This is a genomic window from Micromonospora sp. ALFpr18c (genome assembly GCF_008868155.1).
In the GTDB taxonomy this organism is placed as follows: Bacteria; Actinomycetota; Actinomycetes; order Mycobacteriales; family Micromonosporaceae; genus Micromonospora.
In genome coordinates this window covers 1-19,003 of the sequence record NZ_WBKR01000126.1, presented here as the reverse complement: position 1 = coordinate 19,003, position 19,003 = coordinate 1, and the positions used below count along the sequence as shown (strand labels likewise).

The window sequence follows — 19,003 nt, the reverse complement described above, 5'->3', positions numbered from 1 at the left end:
TCCTGGCCTCGCTACGCAACCTCGCCATCAACGCCCTACGCCTGGCCGGCCGACCCGACATCACCGAAGCCACCCGCTGGGCAGCCCGCAACATGACCAGGCCATTCACCATCCTCGGCCTCACATCGTGATCATGAAACGGCCGTGTCGTCCTGACCGAGCGCGAATCCGGCACCTCACCGCACATCATGTACGAGATTGGTCTCGGGCTGAGGAGCAGAAAGCCCCTCCTGGTGTTCGTGGAGGACACCCTCCCGCGAACAATTCTTCCGCCAACTCTGCTGCAGTGTCGATTCTCGTTCCGTTCGTTCCCACGGAATGTGCGTGAGCACCGGCAGGCACTGGCGATGCTTCGCGCCTACACCGGGGAGCCGACTCCTCGCTACCAGAGCCCACTGAGTCCACGGACCTGCCTCCTGCTCGGGTCCTCGGTGCTGGCGGCGGGAGTGGGTGACGCCGTGCGGGAGTTCATCGAGCGCGAGAGGCGCTACACGGTCCTCTCGTCCCAGGCGTTGCTCGCCGAGATTGACGAACACCCGATCGGATACAGCGCTCTCAGCGAGGTGAGCCTGGCTGTGGCGTTCACCGGCGCGACGGCGGATCGGCGTGAAGACCGCCTTCTCGGCGAAGTCCGAGGCACGAACGTCCCACTGATTCGCGTGGTGGTTGAGCCGGGCCCCGCGACGGTGGCGAAGGTGCCCGCCGAGTATCTGCCCAGGGTGATGCGGCCCGAGTTGGGGACGGCGGGTCTGATCAGCCTGGTCTCCACCGAGCTGGAGATCTACGAGGAGGACTTCCTTGAACTGTCGGACGGTTCCAGCGCCGATCGCTACACGCAATTCCTCATCGACCTCGGTGGCCGAGGTCGATACGGTGCACTCACTCGGGAGCGAGGAGTAGAGGTCATCATGGGTGATCGATACGACGTCCAAGGTCAGGCCGGCGCGGTCGGGCCGAATGCTCACGTGCACGACGTCTCCTTCGTGCAGCTGTGGAATCAGCTGGGAAACGGGATCGATCTGCCGACCCTCGCGGAGGAGCTCTCGCGGCTGCGTGTCGCCCTGCGCGAACGAGCGACGACGCCGGAGGACGACCGGGCGGTGGCCGACATCGGACAGGCTGAACTCGCTGCCCGGAGCGACGACGGCGTCGGGGCACTGAAGAGTCTCAGAGCCGCCGGAAGGTGGGCGCTCGACACGGCGAATGCCATCGGGGTCGCGGTTGCCGCCGAAGCCATCAAGATCGCCCTGGGGAACTGACGGGGGTCACGGCCTGCGGCGTAGTTCGCGCAACACACCGTGCCGGTGCGCGGCCCACGCGAGGCGCCGGACGCTCGGGTGCCGCACGAACAGCACCGCCGCGCTGGTGTCTCGTCGAGCGACCCAGGGGATCAGTCGCCGGTCGCCCTGTCCGCCGCCGCGAGGAAGTCGTCCACCAGATCGGCGGTGTCCTCGATGCCGGTGGACACCCGGACCAGCCCGTCGCCGATGCCGGCCGCGGCCAACTGCTCGGCGTCCACGATGCCGGCCCACATCGACCGGGGATGCACCACCAGCGTGCTGACGCTGCCCAGGCTGGCCGCCCGCTTGGCCAACCGCAACCCGGCCAGCAGCGCGGCGGCACCGGCCCGGCCCGCCCTCAGGTCGATGCTGAGCACCCCGCCGAAGCCGGTCATCTGCCGACCCGCCAGCGCGTGCTGCGGGTGCGACGGCAGCCCCGGGTAACGGACCCGGGCCACCGCCGGATGGTCTTCCAGGGCGCGGGCCAGGGCCAGCGCGTTGTCGTTGTGCCGCTGCACCCGCAGCGGCAGCGTACGGATGCCGCGCAGCAGCAGCCACGCGTCCACCGGTCCGAGGGTGCTGCCGGTGACGATGGCCGTCTGCCACACCCGCTCGACCAGCTCGGCGGAGCCGACGATCACCCCGGCCGACACGTCGGAGTGGCCGCCGAGGAACTTGGTGCCGCTGTGCCAGACCAGGTCCGCGCCGAGGGCCATCGGACGCTGGTTGATCGGCGTGGCGAAGGTGTTGTCGACCACCACCAGCGCGTCGGCCGCGTGGGCCAGCTCCGCCACGGCCGTCAGGTCGGTCAGCTCCAGCAGCGGATTGCTCGGCGTCTCCAGCAGGACGAGGCGGGTCCGCGGTCGCATCGCCCGTTCGAACGCCGCGGTGTCGGTCTGGTCGACCTGGGTGTACGACACCCCGAACCGGGGCAGCAGTCCGGTGGCGAGCGAGGTGGTCCCGCCGTACGTGCTGCGCTGCACCACCACGTGGTCGCCGGCGGAGAGCAGGGCCAGCGCGAGGGTGCTGATCGCGCCCATCCCGGACGCGGTGACCAGACCCGTCTGCGCGCCTTCCAGCTCGGCGACGACGGCGGCCACCTGGGCGTGGTTCGGGTTGCCGTAGCGCGTGTAGAAGGCACTGCCCCGCGTCTCGGTGGCGATCGCGGTGAACTGCTCGTCGGACTCGGCGCTGAAGGTCACGCTCTGCGCGATCGGCGGCGCCACGGCTCCACCGGGGATCAGTCCGTCGTCGCCGTGCACGGCGACCGTGCCGAAGCCGGTCACGAACGGGCCACCCGGTCCACCAGTTTGCCGTAGCTGTCCAATGTCACGAACTCGGGCAGCGTGAGGTCGCTGCCGTGGCGCTGGCGCAGCATGGTGACCAGTCGTAGGGCACGCAGCGAGTCCCCACCGGCAGCCGACCACCCGGTCGCCGGGTGACCGGGCGCGACGCCGAGGACCTCCTGCCAGGCCGCCGCCACCTGGGCCGCCCACCGCGCCCGCGCGTCGCCGCCGGCCGCCTGCCCCACGCTGGGCACGGCGGGCAGCGGCGCGTCCGGGTCGGCCGCCAGCAACCGGCGGAAGCCGTCGGCGAGGGCGTCCACCCGGTCCCCGCCGATGGTGCGGTGGTCGTACTGGACGGTGAGGGCCAGGCGGCCAGTGTCCGGGTCCAGTTCGGCGTCGACGGCGAGGCTGAACGCCACGTCCACGGTGACGCCGCGACTGTCCACGATGCGGGTCTCGCCGCCGGCGGGTCCGTTCGGGAAGTGGGTCCAGTTGAAGAAGTGGTCGAACCCTGGCCCGGCCCCGCCGGCTCGGACGATCTCGGCGAGCGGGAATCGGTGGTGCCCCATCATGTCTCGTTCGACCCGCCACACCTCGGCCGCCAGCTCGGCCAGCGAGCGGGTGCCCAGCCGCACGCCGACCGGCAGGGTGTTGAGGAACAGCCCGAGGGTGGCGTCGCTGCCTTCGCCCTCCGGTCGGCCGCCGACCACCAGCCCGCTGACCACGTCGTCGCGGCCGGCGAGTTCGCCGAGCGTGCGCAGGTGGACGGCGAGCAGCCAGGACTTGACCGGCACGCCGGCGGCCCGGGCCACCTCGGTGACCCGGTCGGTGGTGCCCGCTCTCAGCGGCACCTGCTGGGTGGTGGTGGTGCGCGGGGCCGCCCCACCGAGCAGCAGCGGCGGCACCGCGCCGGGGCCCTCCAGCCAGAACCGGCGGCTTGCCTCATCGGCTCGGGCGCGTCGCTCGGCGGCCACGTACTCCCGGAACGGCAGGCCGAGGTGGGCCGGATGGGCCGTGCCGGCGCGCTCCCGGTCGTACGCGGCGAGCAGGTCGGTACGGAACAGGTGCAGACTCCAGCCATCGAGGATCGCGTGGAACTCGGCGATGATCAGGGTGAACGTGTCGGCGTCCTCCCGCACGGCGTGCAGCCGCAGCAGCGGCGGACGGGTCACGTCGAAGGGCCGGACCCGTTCCGCCGCGACGAGGTCGTCGATCCGTGCCCGGCGGGTCCGCGGGTCGACACCGGTCAGATCCGTCACCGGCACGTCGACCGGCACGTCGGCGTGCACGAGCTGTAGCGGCTCGGAGTACGCGCCCAGCGCGAACCCGGTCCGGAGCACTGGGTGGGTGGCCACCAGACCGGCCAGCGCGCGCCGCAGCGCGGGCGCGTCCAGCGGCGCGGCGATCCGGTGCGCGGTCACGTTGTGATACATGGCCGGGTCGCCGGTCAGCTCACAGTGGTAGACCATGCCCTGCTGCAGGGTCGTCATCGGGTACGCGTCGGCGAGCCCGGCGGGCAGCCGGTCCCGGTCGGCGTCGGCGACCAGGTCGAAGCGTCCGGCCGGCTCCGCCGCGGCGACGGCCGGGCCGGTGTCCGTACCGGTGAGGGTGATCTCGCCGTGGGTCACCAGCTCGCGGATCGTCTGGTACGTGAAGATGTCGCTGAGCCGGAACGACAGTCCCCGCCTGTTCGCCGCGACCTGCATCTGGATGCTGCGGATGGAGTCGCCGCCGAGCGCGAAGAAGGTGTCCGTCACGCCGACGGTCGCCACCCCGAGGACCTCACGCCACGCCTCGACCAGGATCTCCTCGGCCCGGTCTGCGGGTGCCACGGCGGTGCCGTCCCGGGGCCGGTCGAGGCGGGGCGCGGGCAACGCCGCCCGGTCGAGTTTGCCGTTGCGGGTCAGCGGCAGCTCGTCGAGGAGCACCACCGCGGCCGGCACCAGGTGGGCCGGGAGCCGGTCGGCCAACCAGCCGGTGAGCCGCTCGTCGAGAGGTCCCGCCGTGGTGCCGGTCGGGACGACCACGGCCGGGCGCGGATCGGCGGCGTACTCGGGCCGCACGGCGTGCAGGGTGTGCCGGTCGGTGCCGGCGAGCAGGTCGTCCTGCCGGGTCACCACCTCGAAGCCGCGCGCCTCGAAGCCGGCGACCAGCTCGGCCAGCCGGCCCTCGGTGTCGGTGCCGGGTGCGTCGTGCACCTCCATGGCGACCTGCGCGATCAGCGGCCAGTGCCGATCCTCCAGCCCGGCGAGCACGTCGGCCTCGGCGCGCTGCACGTCGATTTTCAGCAGGTCGATCCGCTCCGGGGCCAACTCGTCGAGGACGGCCGACAGCGGTCGCACCGGCACGCTGAGGTCCCGGCCGGCGAAGCGTTCCGCGAGCAGTTCGTCGACCCGGCCGAGCAGCACGTCGCGGGTCTGGGCACCGGCGTCACGCTCGTTGGCGAGGAACCGTTTGATCACCGCGACCTCGGCGTCGGGGTCGGCGTACGCGGCGTGGCCGGACATCATCGAGTAGCCCGGGTAGTAGGTGAAGGACACCTCGCCGGACGTGCGGGACAGCCCGACGGCGTGCACGGTGGCCGGTACGCCGAACTCGGCGACGTTGCGGCGCAGCACCTCGGCCACCGAGGGCACCGGCTCGAACGCGTGGATCGTGGCGTCCGGGCAGACGGTGTGCACGAACAGCGAGAACATGCCGATGTTCGCGCCCACGTCGAGCACGGTGGCCCCGGGCCGCAGCACGATGCCGTCGCGCAGGTAGACCTGCTGGACGAAGATCTCGTCGTACAGGTAGCGGGTTTCGTGTGGGTTGACCCCCGCGATCCGGTCGACGTCGACGGCGGCCGGCCGGTCACCCGGCCGGACATAGGCGACGAGCCGGTCGCCGTGCCCGTCGTCGTCGCGGGCCACCACCGCGGCGTCGGCCACCTCCGGGTGCCCGCGCAGGACGGCCGCGACCTCACCGGGTTCCACCCGGAATCCGTGGATCTTCACCTGGTCGTCGAGCCGGCCCAGGTACCGCAGCCGCCGCTCGGCGTCGAAGCGGACCCGGTCGCCGGTGCGGTACACCCGCTCGGTGCGGCCGGACGGCAGCGGCACCGACACGAACCGCCGCGCGGTGGCCTCCGGATCGCCCCGGTACCCGTCGGCGAGCTGCGCACCGCTGACGCACAGCTCTCCGGCCACGCCGGGAGGCACCGGCCGCGACTGCTCGTCGAGCACCCAGACCGCGACGCCGGGCAATGGCCGGCCGATGGTCGGGCCGTCCCCGGTACGCACCTGCGCGGCGCTGGTGTCCACCGTGCACTCCGTCGGCCCGTACAGGTTGACCGCCCGGACGTCGGGCAGCGCGGCGAGGGCCTCCCACAGGTCGGGTGCGAGCGCCTCCCCGCCGAGCAGCAGCAGGCCGGGCAGCCGGGTGTCGCCCGCCCCGGCGAGCAGGATGCGCAGCTGGGAGGGGGTCAGGTCGAGCACGTCGACGTCGTGGTCGGCCAGCGTCGCGGCCAGCGCCGCCCCGTCCCGGCGGGCCTGTTCCGGCACCAGGTAGAGGCTGCGGCCGTGGCCGAGCTGCACGAGCTGCTTCACCGAGGCGTCGAAGGTGAGCGGGGCGTTCACCGCCACCCGCAGGCCGGGGCGGCTGTCCGCGTACACGGCGTGTTCCAGGGCGTCGGCCAGGTGCGCGGCGGCACCGTGCGACACCTGCACCGCGCGGGGGGTGCCGGTCGAGCCGGAGGTGAAGATGACGTACGCCGGGTCGGCCGGGGCGGGCACGGTGGCGGGCGGGCGGTCGCCGGCCGCGACGAGGTCGTCGACCGTGACGGTCGCCGCGGTGCCATCGCCCACGACGTCCTGCGCGCCGACCACGTCAGCCTGGGCGAGGAGCCGCTGGAGCGGCGCGTCCGGGTCCAGTGGAACGTAGACCGCCCCGGCGCGCAGCACGCCGAGGAACGCCACGACGGTGTCCCGGGACCGGGCGGCCAGCACCCCGACCGGGGCGCCGGCGAGGCCGCGCGCGGCCAGTGCCCCGGCCACCCGCGCGGCCCGCTCCCGCAGCTCACCGGCCGTGTACACGCCGTCCGCGGCGACGACCGCCGCGGCCTGCTGGTCCATGCCGGCGAGGCCCGCGTCGAGCAGGTCCACGAGGGTACGCGCCGACGCCTGCGACGGCGTTCCGGCCGCGTCGGCCAGCCAGCGGGCCTCGGCGTCACCGAGCACAGCCGGCGCGACGCCGGTGGTGAGCGCGGCGGGCAGGGTCCGCAGGACCGCCAGCAGGGCGTCGAGCAGCCACTGGCCGCCGACCACGTGCAGGGTGATCCGCTCGCCGTCGGTCGACGCGGTCACCTGCGGGCCGACGGCCGCCGGAGGGACGGTGACCTCGACGGCGACGCCACCGAGTGCGGCCACCGCGGCCGGGTCGGCGACGGGCGGCGCCGCGAAGCCGGCGACCGCCCCGGAGTGCTCGTCGACCGGGTCGACCAGGTGGAACGTGTCGTCGGCGGCGGTCTCGGCGGCGCGCACGAGGGCCAGCAGTTCGGCGGGTGCGGTGGGCAGCGGCAGGGCCAACCGCAGCGGACCGTAGCCGCCCAGCGGGCCCACCACCTCGGCCGTGCCGGCGGCGTGGCGGCCGTCGTTCCACCGGCCCAGCACCAGATCCACCTCGTCGGCGTCCTCCGGCGCCTCGGCCCGGCGGGACACCGCGAGCGCCCACGCGGCCAGCAGCACCGTGCCCGGCTCGACGTCGGCGGCCCGGGCCACGTCGGTCAGCTCGGCGGCGGAGACCGTCGCGGACACCACGGCGGTCGGGTCGTCGCCGTGCGGGGTGACCAGCCGTGCGGCCGACGCGGCCGGTGCGGCGGCGGGGGCCTGCTCGCGCTCCTCGACCTGCCACTCGGCGACGTCGAGGAACTGCAGCGCCTCCGGATCCTCCGGCAGCGCCTCGCCGGCGTACGCCCGGGCAAGGTCGGCGAGGACCAGGCGCAGGCTGGCCGGGTCGGCGATCAGCGGTGTGGCGGTCAGCTCCAGAACGTCGTCGGTGAGGGTTACCGACACCTCACCCTGCGCGCCGAGGGTGACGGCGCGACTGTCGTCGACATCCTGCATGGGCACCCGCAGACCGGGGTGGTGCACCAGGGTCAGCCGCAGCGCCTCGTGCCGGGCCACCACCGTGTCCAGGGCGGCCTGCAACCGCGCCCGGTCCAGCGGACGGTCGAGCCGCACCCGCGCCCGGATCAGATCCTGCTTGCCGGACCAGGCGAGCCGCTGGACGGGGGACAGGCGGTAGCCGTTCACAGGACGCTCCGGTTGACGTAGAGGTCGGACATCGCGACCAGGATCTGCCGGTCGCCGCTGAAGGGTTCGCGACCGTGGGTCGCCAGGAAGTTGTCCACCACCAGCACGTCGCCGCGCTGCCAGGAAACCGACACCGCGTGTTCCCGATACCGGGCGCGCAGCCCGCTGACCACCTCGTCGGGGATCGGCTCACCGTCGCCGAAGTACGCGTTGCGGGGCAGCCCCTCCGGGCCGTACTCGCGCAGCAGCGCGCCGGACACCTCGGTCGGCATGTTCGACACGTGGAACAGGTGGGCGTGGTTGAACCACACCGTCTCCCCGGTACGCGGATGCGTGGCGACCGCCTGCCGCCGAGCCCGGGTCCGCAGCCCGTCGGAGCCCAGCCAGGTGAACTCGGTCGCCGACGCGGCGCAGTACGCCTCGACCTCCGCCCGGTCGGTGGTCTGGAACGCCTCCTGCCACGGCAGGTCCAGGTGCGGGCCGTAGTTGCGCACGTAGCAGACGCCGGAGCGGAGGAACCGTTCCCGCACGTCGGCGGGGATGAGCGGGGTGATGACCCGCTCGCTGGCCAGCGGGGTGGCCCCGCCGCTGCCGGTGGCCGGCTGCGCGCACCAGAAGTAGAGGTAGCTGGGCCAGTTGTGCGAGTAGGACATCTCGTGGTGCAGCGGGATCCACTGCTCGGCGTTGAACTCGGTGGAGGTGAACACCCGGTCGGCCACCTCGTGCCGGGGCGCGGCTCGTTCCAGGTAGCCGAGCAGGTCCGGGCTGACCGTCCGGGCGGACTGGCTGAAGTCGTCGGGGGTGCGTACCTCGAAGCCGCGGAAGTACACCGCCCCGTAGCGGTCCAGGTCCGCCAGCAGCTCCTCGCGCCGGCCGGCGAGCCAACCGGCCAGGTCGAGATCGGGCACGGCGGCCTCGACGAGCAGCACGAACTCGTCATCCACGAGCACCCGCCGGGACACCGGCGAGCTGACCGTGCCCGTACCGCGTCGGCGCGGCGCCGGCCCGCTCACGGCCGGTCCCCGTTCGGCGCCGAGCCGGAACCGGCCGCCCCGGTCAGCTCGGGAGCGGCGACCGGGTCGGACATCGCGGTGAGGATCCGCCGGGGCGGTGTGAACGGCTCCCGGGCGTGCGCGGCGAGCATGTTCTCCACCAGCAGCACATCGCCGCGCTGCCAGTCGAAGGACCGGGTCTCGGCGGCGTACGCGGCCCGCAGCTCGGCCAGCACCTCGTCGTCGATGGGCGTGCCGTCGCCGTACGCGGTCTGGTAGGGCAGGTCCTCCTCGTCGACGGCGGCCCGCAGGCCGGCGCTGACGTCGTCGGGCAGGGAGGTGACGTGGAAGAACAGCGCGTGGTTGAACCAGGTGGGCTCCCCGGTGACCGGGTGACGGCGTACCGCCGGGCGAACCTGCCGGGTCCGCAGCTGCCGGTCACCGACCCACTCGACGTCGACCAGCGCGCGGGCACAGTACGCCTCGACGTCCGCGCGCCGCTCGGTCTGAAACGCGGTCTGCCAGGTCAGGCTGATGCCGGGCAGGTAGTTGCGCCGGTAGAGCACCCCGCGCCGCTCGAAGCCGGCGACGGTCTCCGGGCGGAGCCGGGCGAGCACCCGGCGGCTGTCCGCGAGCGGGGTGCGCCCGCCGGCGGCCGGCGCCACCTCGCAGTGGAACACGATCCGCAGGGGCCAGTTCACCGTGTACGACTGCTCGTTGTGCAGCACGATCGGCTGGTCCGCGGGGTGCTCGGTGGAGGTGTACACCCCCTCGGTGACCTGGCTGCGCGGTGAGGAGCGCTCGCCGTAGGAGAGCACCTCGTCGGAGAGGGCGGCCATCACGACGCGGAAGTCGTCGGCGCCGGCCACCGCGAATCCCCGGAACAGCACGGCCCCGTGCCGCCGGGCCAACTCGTCGACCTCGTCGCGGTGCCCGGCCAGCCAGCCGGCCAGATCCACGTCGGGCACGTTGGCCCGGACCAGCGCCGGCAGCGGACCGCCGGGCCAGTCGGGGCGTACGTCCACCAGGTTCCGTTCACGGCCGCGACGGGGAATGCTCCGCGCGACCCGGGTCTGCTCAGTCATCTCTCGCTCCCAGGGTGTCGACGCAGTCGGCCAGACTGCGCCGGGGGTCGGCGGCGGCGGTGCGCAGCAGCGCCGTGAACCGGCGGTGCCACGCGACCACCCCGTCGTGGTCGAACAGGTCGGTGCGGTACGTCCACAGCGCCTCCAGCCCGTCCCGCCGCTCGTCGAGCCAGAGGGTCAGGTCGAGTCGGGCGGTGTCCGGGGTCAGCTCCACGCCGGTGAACTCGATGCCGGCCACGCCGCGGTGCCGGGCCGGTGGGGCGTTCTGCACGCCGAAGGCGACCTGCACCAACGGGGTGCGGTGCGGCCGGCGGCTGGGCCGTAGCCGTTCCACCAGCAGGTCGAAGGGGACGTCCTGGTGGGCGGCGGCGAACAGGGTGACCCGGCGGGCCTCGTCGAGCAGGTCGGCGAAACGCCGCCCGGGTGCCGGGCGCAGCCGCAGCGGCACGGTGTTGACGTGACAGCCGACGCTCTCTTCGGCGGCGACGCTGGTCCGGCCGGCGAAGGCCACGCCGATCAGCAGGTCGTCGCGGCCGGTGGCCGCGCCGAGCAGGGCCGCGAACGCGGCCAGCCCGACCATGTGCAGGCTGACCCGCGCGGTCCGGGCCAGCTCGCGTACGGCGTCGACGGTGGCGGTGTCCACAGTGGCCTTCAGCGCGGCGCCGGACCGCGCGGTGATCCTCGACGGCGGCGCGGACCTCCCCGCTGGCGCGGACCTGGCTGGCGGATTCGGCAGCCCGGCGGTCGGCGGCAGGTCCGGTCCGGTCGTGGCCGCGGCTCGGTCGAGCCGGTCCGGTGGAGCGGCTGGCAGGTCGAGCAGGTCGGGTGCGCCGTGCAGCTCGTCGAGGACGTCGGCCAGCGCCCGCCGCCCCGCCGGCCCGGAAAGCCAGTCCCGCTGGGCCAGGGCGAACACCGCCGGCCCGGCCACGGGGGCCTCCGGCACGGCCTGGGCGTCTCCCTCGGTGTCGTACGCCCGGGCCAGCTCGCGCACGATCAGCCCGAACGACCAGTCGTCGCAGATGATGTGGTGCACGACCAGCAGCAACGCGACCGCCCGCCCGTCGTCGTCGAGCACCAGGTGGGCGCGGAGCAACGGTCCGGTGGCCAGGTCCATCGGGGCCCGGGTGGCCTCGACGGTGAGCCGGGCGAGCCGCTCGTCGAGGGGCGTGCCCGGTTCGGGCGGCGCGACGATCGGCGGCGGTCCGGCGGTCGGGCGGACGCGTTGCACCGGTCCGTCCGGTCCGGAGGGGAACACCGTGCGCAGGGCCGGATGCCGGTCGACCACCCGTCGCAGCGCCCGGACCAGCCGGTCGGGATCCAGCGGCGCGCCGAACCGTACGGCGACGGCCAGCAGGTACGAGGTGTCCGCCGGGTCGAGCCGGTGCAAAAACCACAGCCGGGTCTGCGCCGCCGACAGCGGTGCCGAGTCGGGCGCTGCCGGGCCGGCCGGTGTCGGTGTGACGGTGAGCCCGTTCGGCGACACGTCGGCGGCCAGCTCGTCGAGGTGGGCCGCCAACGCGGCGACGGTCGGGTGCGCGAACAGGTCGCCCGGCCGGACCGGGCGCCCGGTCGCGGCGGCCAGCCGGGTGGCGCAGCGGACGGCGAGCAGGGAATCCCCGCCGAGGGTCAGGAAATCACTGTCGGGAGTGGTGACCGGTACGCCGAGCAGCTCGCGCCAGACGGCCGCCACCGTGCCGGCCGTCCCGTCGAGCGCGTTGGCGGCGGTCCCGGCGTCGGCGCCGAGGGCGGGGGAGGGCAGCGCCGCGCGGTCCACCTTGCCGTTGGGCAGGGTGGGCAGCCGGTCCAGCCAGACCACGGTCGCGGGGACCAGCGGTGCGGGCAGCACCCCGGCCAGCCGGGCCGGGACGTCGTCGTGCCGCTCGCCGACCAGGTAGCCGACCAGCAGCGGATCCCCGCTCGGTCCCTCCCGCACGGCGGCGCTCGCCTCGCGTACGCCGGGCAGGGCGGCGAGACGGGCGGCGACCTCACCCAGCTCGATCCGGTAGCCCCGCAGCTTCACCTGGTCGTCGAGCCGCCCCAGGTAGGCCAACTGCCCGTCCGGGCGTAGCCGGACCCGGTCGCCGGTGCGGTACATCCGCTCGCCGGTGCGGAAGGGGTCGGGCAGGAACCGGGCCCGGGTCTCCGCCGGCCGGTCGAGATAGCCCCGGGCCAGGCCCGCCCCGGCCAGGTGCAGCTCGCCCGGATCACCCGGCGGGACCGGCCGGCCGTCCGGGTCGAGAACGTAGGCCCGGGTCTGCGGCAGCGGCCGGCCGATCGGCGGGTCACCGCTGTCCGGCGGCACCTCCGCCCAGGTGGAGTAGGTGGTGTCCTCGGACGGGCCGTAGAGGTTGCAGAGCCGGCGTACGTGTGGACGCGCCCACACCCGGGCGGCCAGCGCGGCGGTCAGCGGCTCGCCGGCCAGGCAGACCGTTCGCACGGTCGGCGGTAGGGCGTCGGCGGTGAGGAGTTCCCCCATCGCCGAGGGCACGGTGTTGACCAGGGTGACCGGCAGTCGATCCGCCCCGGGGGCGGCGAGGGCCAGCACGTCGTCGACCAGCAGTACCCGGCCGCCCCAACAGAGCGGGCCGAAGATCTCGAAGATGGACAGGTCGAAGCAGACCGACGTGGCGGCGAGTAGGCCGCCCAGTTCGGCGTCGTCGAAGGTCTGCCGGGTCCAGTGCATGAGCACCGACGCCGAGCGGTGTTCGATGGCCACGCCCTTCGGCCGGCCGGTGGAGCCGGAGGTGTAGATGACGTACGCCAGATCCGTCGGCGTCGACGGCACCGCCGGGTCGGTGCCGTCCCCGGGGAGGTCGAGCCGGTCGATCGGGACGGCCAGGTCGGGGAACCGGTCGGCGAGGTCCGCGTGGGTCAGCACCAGCCGAGCCCCCGAGTCGGCGGTCATGAAGGCCACCCGGGCCGGGGGGTACGCGGGGTCCAGCGGCACGTAAGCGGCGCCGGCCCTGAGCACGGCCAGCAGGGCGACCACCAGGTCGGGCGTTCGCGGCAGGCAGACGCCGACGCGATCCTCCCGGGTCACGCCCCGGGCGAGCAGCAGCCGGGCCAGCCGGTTCGCCGCCTCGTCGAGCTGGCGGTACGACCACGAGCGGTCGGTGTGCCGTACCGCCTCCGCCTCCGGGGTCCGGGCGGCCTGCGCGGCCACCATCCGGTGCAGACAGTCCACGTCGGCCGGTACACCGGTGGCCCGGCGGCCGCCGGCTCGCCGGGTCGGGCCGGCAGGTCGGGCGGGGGCGCTCATCGACGACCACCGGAGCGGGCAGGGGCGTCCGCGCGGCCTCGGTGCGCGGCGAGCCGGCGGTCGGCCTCGGCCTGGAGACGGTCCTTGTCGGCGACGATGACCGTGCCGGGATCGTTGTCGGGCAGTTCGGCCTCGACGTCGCGGATCGGTCGGTAGGCGATGCCGACGGCGGCGAGAGCGAGGGAGCAGAGCCCGGCGACGATCGCCGCGAGGGCCATGCCGCGGCCCGGTCCGGTGCCGACGACGGCGGCCAGCGCACCGTCGGGCGACACCAACGGGGCGAAGACGTGCTCGGCGAGCGGACCGGCGGAGAGGAACCCGGCCGGCACCATCAGCCAGGACAGCATCTGACTCATGGACAGCACCCGTCCCTGCAGATCCAGCCCGACCTTGGCCTGCACGATGGCCAGCCAGTGCGTGTTCACCAGGGCCGTGGCCAGGCCCATGCCGAACAGGCCGAGCGCCGGGAACAGCGGGTTCGGGCGCAGGCCGACCGTGAGCAGCGACGCGCCGAGGAGCACGATGCTGGCCAGGATGCCGGTCGTCCGGCGGGCGGTACCGCCCCACACTCCCATGAGGGCCGAGCCGACGAGCATGCCGATGCCGCTGGCGGCGAGCACACGGCCCAGCACCGCCGGGTCGCCGAACGACAGGGTCAGCGGGGTGACCAGCACCTCGACCATGGCGAAGAAGTAGTTCAGCGACGCGGTCAGCACGACCAGGGCCACCAGTCCGTGCCGGCGGACGATGAACCGCCAGCCGCCCAGGACCGCCCGCCGGAACGACTCCTCCTGCCGGACGAACAGGGTGTCCGGGAACCGGACCGACAGGGTCACGGCCACCGCCACGGCGAAGGTGAGCAGGTCGATGACGACGATCCCGCGCAGCCCCACCGCGATCACCAGCGCACCGCCGAGCAGCGGCGCCAGCACCGTGCTCGTCGCGGTGCCGAGGGAGACGATGCCGTTGGCGCGCCCGTAGTACCGCTTCGGCACCAGTTGTGTGACGGCCGCCAGGTAGGCGGGCAGCTGGAAGGCGGTCGCCACGGCGGTGACGGTGATGGCGGTGAACACGTGCCAGAGCTGAAGCTGGCCGAGCCACAGCAGCAGGGCGAGGCTCACCGTGCCGGTGGCGGCCAGGCAGTCCGCGACGATCATGATCAGGCGTCGGTCCCACCGGTCGGCCAACGCGCCCGCGACGGGGGACAGCACGACGGCGGGCAGCAGCGCCAGGACGGTGGCCGTGGCGAACAGCGAGACCGATCCGGTCTGCTGGTAGACCCACAGGCCCATGCCGAAACCGGTCAGTCCGCTGCCGATGAGCGAGACGAGCTGACCCATCGCGATCAGGTAGAAGACCGTCAGGCTGGGCATCGCACGACGCGCGATGGGTGGGGTGCGATCCGTCGTCGGCGCGGCGACCGCCGCCGCGGTGGTGGCCTGCGGTGGTGCGTCGTCGACCGACGGATCGCAGGTCGCCAGGAGGATGCGTGCCACGTCGGCGGGCTGGTGTTTGGCGAAGTAGTGCCCGGCGCCGTCGATGACCTCCAGCGACACCCGGTCGGAGAAGAACTCCCACTCCAGGTACCGCTCCTCGTACAACTCGGTGGCGCGGTCACCGCTGCCGACGACGCTGACGATCGGTGCGGACAACTTCCGCGGCGGACCCTCCGCGTAGACGGCGGTGTAGTAGTCCTCGGCCTTCGCGGCGTCGGCCAGCACCACCCGCATCACGAAGTCCTTCTCGTGCTCGTCGAAGACCTCGGTGAAGAAGCCCATCGCGCGCAGCGCCTCCAGGGTCCGCCGCTTGGACCACCAGCGCTCCATCGGGAACCATCGGCGCAGCCAGCCGAACAGCCGCCCGGGCAGCCGCGGGGCGGGGAAGTGGGCGCCGATGACCACGCCGGTCAGCTCGACACCGGCCGCCTCCAGCCGGCGGCCCAGCTCGACCGCCTCCGCGCCGCCCACGCAGTGCCCGTACACCGCGACCGGGCCGACGATCTGGTCGACGACCTCGGTCACGCAGCGGTCCACCAGTTCGTCCATGCCGAGCAGGGGCTCGTCCGGGCGGTTCAGGTCATGACCGGGCCGCTCCAGGGCGTACAGCCGCACGCCCGCCGGGAGGGCGTCGGCGAGGGGCTGGAAGGTGATCGCGCTTCCACCGCCAAACGGTACGCACACCAGCGTCAGCCGCGTCGGCGTCGCCGGTCGCTCCGGAGTCAGCTCGTGCAGCAGCCGACCCGCCGACCCTCCGGTCGCGTCCAGGTGGTCGGTCAACGCCCGGATCGTCGGGTGGCGGAACAGGTCGAGGACGCTGATCGCCGGATCGTTGCCGGCCAACGCCTTGATCGCCGTGAAGGAGTCGCCGCCGAGGTCGAAGAAGTCGTCGTCGATGCCGACGCTGTCGTACCCGAGCACCCGCGCCCACCGCTGAGCGAGGGCCGTGCGCAGCGGGGTGTCCGGCGGCGTCGCGCCGACTCTGGTCCCGCCGCGGACCGGCGCCGGCAGGGCGGCCCGGTCGACCTTGCGGTTGGCGCTGAGCGGCATCCGGTCGAGCACCACGAACGCGGACGGGATCATGTAGTCGGGCAGGTAGGTGCGGGCGAACGCCCGCCAGGGCGCGGGGTCGACGTCGAAGTCGGGTACGGGGTCCCCTGCCGCCGGCCCGTCGGCGCTCGCCCCGGTGGTCAGCGTCAGGTAGGCGGCGATGCTCTTCTCGCCGTCGTCCTCGCGTACGACGACCGCGGCGTCCCGGACGGTCGGGTGGCGGCGCAGCACCGCCTCGATCTCGCCGAGTTCGATGCGGAAGCCGCGGACCTTCACCTGCGAGTCGCTGCGGCCGACGAACTCGATGCGGCCGTCGGCCAGCCATCGACCGAGGTCGCCGGTGCGGTACAACCTGCCGTCGCCGAACGGGTCCGACACGAACCGCTGCGCGGTGAGATCCGGATCGCCGAGGTAGTCGCGCGCCAGTCCCGGGCCGCCGAGGTACAGCTCACCCAGAACGCCCACCGGGGCGGGGGCCATCTGCGGGTCGAGCACGTAGGCGCGCATGTTGCCGATCGGGCGGCCGATCGACAGGTGGGTGAACCCGGGCTCGAGACGGTCCATCGTGGTCCAGACGGCGGCCTCGGTGGGGCCGTAGAGGTTCCACAGCGCCCCGACCCGTCCGGCCAGCTGCCGGGCCAGCGGCGCGGACACCGCGTCGCCGCCGCACACGGCGGTCAGGCCGGGCAGTCCGGTCCAGCCGGATTCGATCAGCAGCCGCCAGGTCGCCGGGGTGCCCTGGGCCAGGGTGACCCCCTCCTCGGCGAGCAGTGCCGCCAGCCGCGGCGCGTCGTAGCCGACGTCGCGTCCCACCAGCAGCATCCGGGCGCCGACCACAAGGGGCAGGAACAGTTCCGGTACGGACATGTCGAAGGCGAAGCTGGCCATCGCGAGCATCGTGCCGTCGCTGGTCAGACCCGGCCGGTCGCGCATGGCGGCCAGGGTGTTGACGACCGCGCCGTGCGTCACCCGGACCCCCTTGGGGTGGCCCGTCGACCCGGACGTGTAGATCACGTACGCGAGGTGGTCCGGCCCGGCCAGCGGCTCGGGGTCGGTCTCCGGCCCGGCGTCCGGCGGCGCGCCGGTGAGCAGCACCTCGCCGGCGTACCCGGCGAAGCGGTCGACGAGGCCCGGCTCGGTGACCAGGACCGACGCCCCACTGTGGGTCAGCACGTACCGCTGCCGCTCGATCGGATAGTCCGGGTCCACCGGCACGTACGCGCCGCCGGCCTTGAGCACACCGAGCAGCGTGACCGGCAGGTCCTCGCAGCGGTGCAGGCAGACGGCGACCGTGCCGTCGGGGCCGACGCCGGCCCGGCGGAGCCGGTGCGCGAGCCGGTTCGCCCGGGTGTTGAGCTGGGCGTAGGTCAGGGTGGTCGCCCCGAATGTCACGGCGGGCCGGTCGGGATTCGTGGCGACCTGGTGTGCGATCAGCTCGACAAGCGTCGGTGTCCGCCCGTCGGGGCCGGTCGTGGCCCAGCCGAGCGGGGTGGCGGTGTCGTTCCACCCGCTGACGCGGGCCCGTTCGGTGGGGGTGAGGATGCCCAGGTCCGCCAGTGTGACGCCGGGGTCGGCGACGGCGGCGGCGAGCAGCGTCTCCAGGTGCCCCATCATCCGCTCGGCGGTCGCCGCGTCGAACAGGTCGGTGTTGTACTCCAACCGGAACCGCAGCCCCTCGGCCACCTCGTACGCGTACAGGGCGAGGTCCTGCTGCGCGATGCCCGGCTCGACGGCGAACGGGACCATCCGCAGCCCGGCCGTCCCCAGGTCCCGCTGCTCGGGCAGGTTCAGCAGGTTGAACATCACCTGGAACAGCGGGTTCCGGCTGAGGTCGCGGGGCGCGTCGACGAGGTCCACCAGCCGCTCGAACGGCACCTCCTGGTGGTCGTACGCGCCCAGCGCGGTGCGTCGTACCTGCCGGAGCAGATCCTCGAAGGTCCACTCACCGTCGATCGAGGTGCGCAGCGGCAGCATGTTGACGAAGAAGCCGACCATCGGTTCGAGTTCGGCGCGGACCCGCCCGGCGACCGGCGTGCCGACGCAGATGTCCCGCTGGCCGGTGTAGCGCCACAACAGCGCCTTCCACGCGGCCAGCACCGTCATGGCCAGGGTGGCGCCCCGGGCCTGGCTGAAGTGGCGCAGGTCGTCGGCGGTCGCCGGGGGCAGCACCCGGGCGTGCACCGCGCCGTGGAAGGTCTGCACGGGAGGTCGCGGTCGGTCGGTGGGCACCTCCAGGACGCTCGCCACCCCGTCGAGTTGCGCGTGCCAGTACCGCAGGTCGTCGCTGTCGGCGTCCGCCAGCCGGCTCTGCTGCCAGCGCGCGTAGTCGCCGTACTGGACGGCCAGTTCGGGCAGCGGGGCGGGACGCCCGTCCAGGGCGGCGCCGTAGAGGGTGGCCACCTCGCCGGCGATGATGCCGAGCGACCAGCCGTCGGAGACGGTGTGGTGCATGGTCAGCGACAGCACGTGCCGGTCGTCGGCGATGCGCAGCAACAGGGCCCGGAACAGTGGCCCGTGGGCCAGGTCGAACGGGCGTCCGACGTCGGCGGCCAGGGCGGCGTGCGCCCACGGCGGCACCGCGTCGGCGACCGTCGACTCCACGATGCTGCGAGGGGCCGCCGAGATGGCGTGCGCATCCGTCGGCGCGGACACGATCGGCAGATCGACCGGGCCGGGTGGCAGCACCTGCTGCACGGGGTCGCCGTCGCCTCCGATCGGGAAGACGGTCCGCAGCGACTCGTGTCGCCGGGTCAGCTCCGCGAGGGCCGTGCGCAGCGCGTCGACGTGGAGGGTGCCGTCGAGCAGCAGGGCCGTGCCGACGGTGTAGGCGTTCTGCTCGTACGCCTGGTCGAGGAACCACAGCCGGTGCTGCCCGGAGGAGAGCGGCGCCGGTCCGGCATCGGGGTCGGCGCGGGGGATGCTCGGCGTGGGCTGCGGGGCGGCGGGCTGCGGGGCGGCGATGGCGGGTCCGGCGCCGGTCTCCGGCAGCGCGGCCGCGATCCCGGCGACGGTCGGTGTCGCGAACACCGTCTCCAGCGGCAGCGCGACGCCGAGCCGGGCCCGCAGCCGTACGACGAACTGGGTGGCCAGCAGCGAGTGCCCGCCCAGCTCGAAGAAGTTGTCGAGCGCCCCGATCGGCCGGATGCCGAGCAGCTCGGTCCACAGCTCGGCCACGCACTCCTGCCCGGGCGTGCTCGGGGCGACGTACGCCGTGCTGAGCGCCGGCCGGTTGCCGGCGTCGACGGGCGGGGGCGCCGGCGGGTC

Annotated in this window: 7 protein-coding genes; 1 reads left to right on the top strand and 6 read right to left on the bottom strand. The window is 73.9% G+C overall.

The window, feature by feature from the left end:
* Positions 1-188 precede the first annotated feature (188 nt).
* Positions 189-1,259 (top strand): hypothetical protein, encoded by a 1,071-nt coding sequence (locus F8271_RS20915; protein WP_151491528.1) that lies wholly within the window; start codon positions 189-191, stop codon positions 1,257-1,259.
* A 131-nt stretch (positions 1,260-1,390) separates the two neighbouring features.
* On the opposite strand, the gene F8271_RS20910 is transcribed toward F8271_RS20915, so the two are convergent.
* Genes F8271_RS20910 through F8271_RS20885 form a run of 6 tightly spaced genes read right to left on the bottom strand, consistent with a single transcriptional unit; the run spans position 1,391 to position 18,913 of the window.
* The gene (locus tag F8271_RS20910) at positions 1,391-2,566 is read right to left on the bottom strand and encodes a PLP-dependent aspartate aminotransferase family protein (RefSeq protein ID WP_151491527.1); all 1,176 of its coding nucleotides are present in this window, start codon (positions 2,564-2,566) and stop codon (positions 1,391-1,393) included.
* Positions 2,563-7,857 carry a non-ribosomal peptide synthetase gene (locus F8271_RS20905; protein ID WP_151491526.1) on the bottom strand — a complete coding sequence of 1,765 codons (5,295 nt, stop codon included), beginning with the start codon at positions 7,855-7,857 and terminating at the stop codon, positions 2,563-2,565. The genes F8271_RS20910 and F8271_RS20905 overlap by 4 nt, the downstream gene beginning before the upstream one ends.
* Positions 7,854-8,870 carry a TauD/TfdA family dioxygenase gene (locus tag F8271_RS20900; RefSeq protein ID WP_151491525.1) on the bottom strand — a complete coding sequence of 339 codons (1,017 nt, stop codon included), beginning with the start codon at positions 8,868-8,870 and terminating at the stop codon, positions 7,854-7,856. The genes F8271_RS20905 and F8271_RS20900 overlap by 4 nt, the downstream gene beginning before the upstream one ends.
* Complete coding sequence (locus F8271_RS20895; protein WP_151491524.1) at positions 8,867-9,934, bottom strand: TauD/TfdA family dioxygenase; 1,068 nt, start codon at positions 9,932-9,934, stop codon at positions 8,867-8,869. Before F8271_RS20895 ends, F8271_RS20900 begins: the two co-directional genes overlap by 4 nt.
* Positions 9,927-13,193, bottom strand: coding sequence for a non-ribosomal peptide synthetase (locus tag F8271_RS20890; protein ID WP_151491523.1), 3,267 nt, complete (start codon positions 13,191-13,193; stop codon positions 9,927-9,929). Before F8271_RS20890 ends, F8271_RS20895 begins: the two co-directional genes overlap by 8 nt.
* On the bottom strand, positions 13,190-18,913 hold the full coding sequence (locus tag F8271_RS20885) for a non-ribosomal peptide synthetase/MFS transporter (RefSeq protein ID WP_225854662.1): 5,724 nt from the start codon (positions 18,911-18,913) through the stop codon (positions 13,190-13,192). Before F8271_RS20885 ends, F8271_RS20890 begins: the two co-directional genes overlap by 4 nt.
* Between the last annotated feature and the right edge of the window lie 90 nt (positions 18,914-19,003).

Excerpts from the sequence above, each read along its gene's own strand:
- F8271_RS20915 (WP_151491528.1), top strand. The coding sequence starts at position 189 with ATGTACGAGATTGGTCTCGGGCTGAGGAGCAGAAAGCCCCTCCTGGTG.
- F8271_RS20895 (WP_151491524.1), bottom strand. The coding sequence starts at position 9,934 with ATGACTGAGCAGACCCGGGTCGCGCGGAGCATTCCCCGTCGCGGCCGT.
- F8271_RS20890 (WP_151491523.1), bottom strand. The coding sequence starts at position 13,193 with ATGAGCGCCCCCGCCCGACCTGCCGGCCCGACCCGGCGAGCCGGCGGC.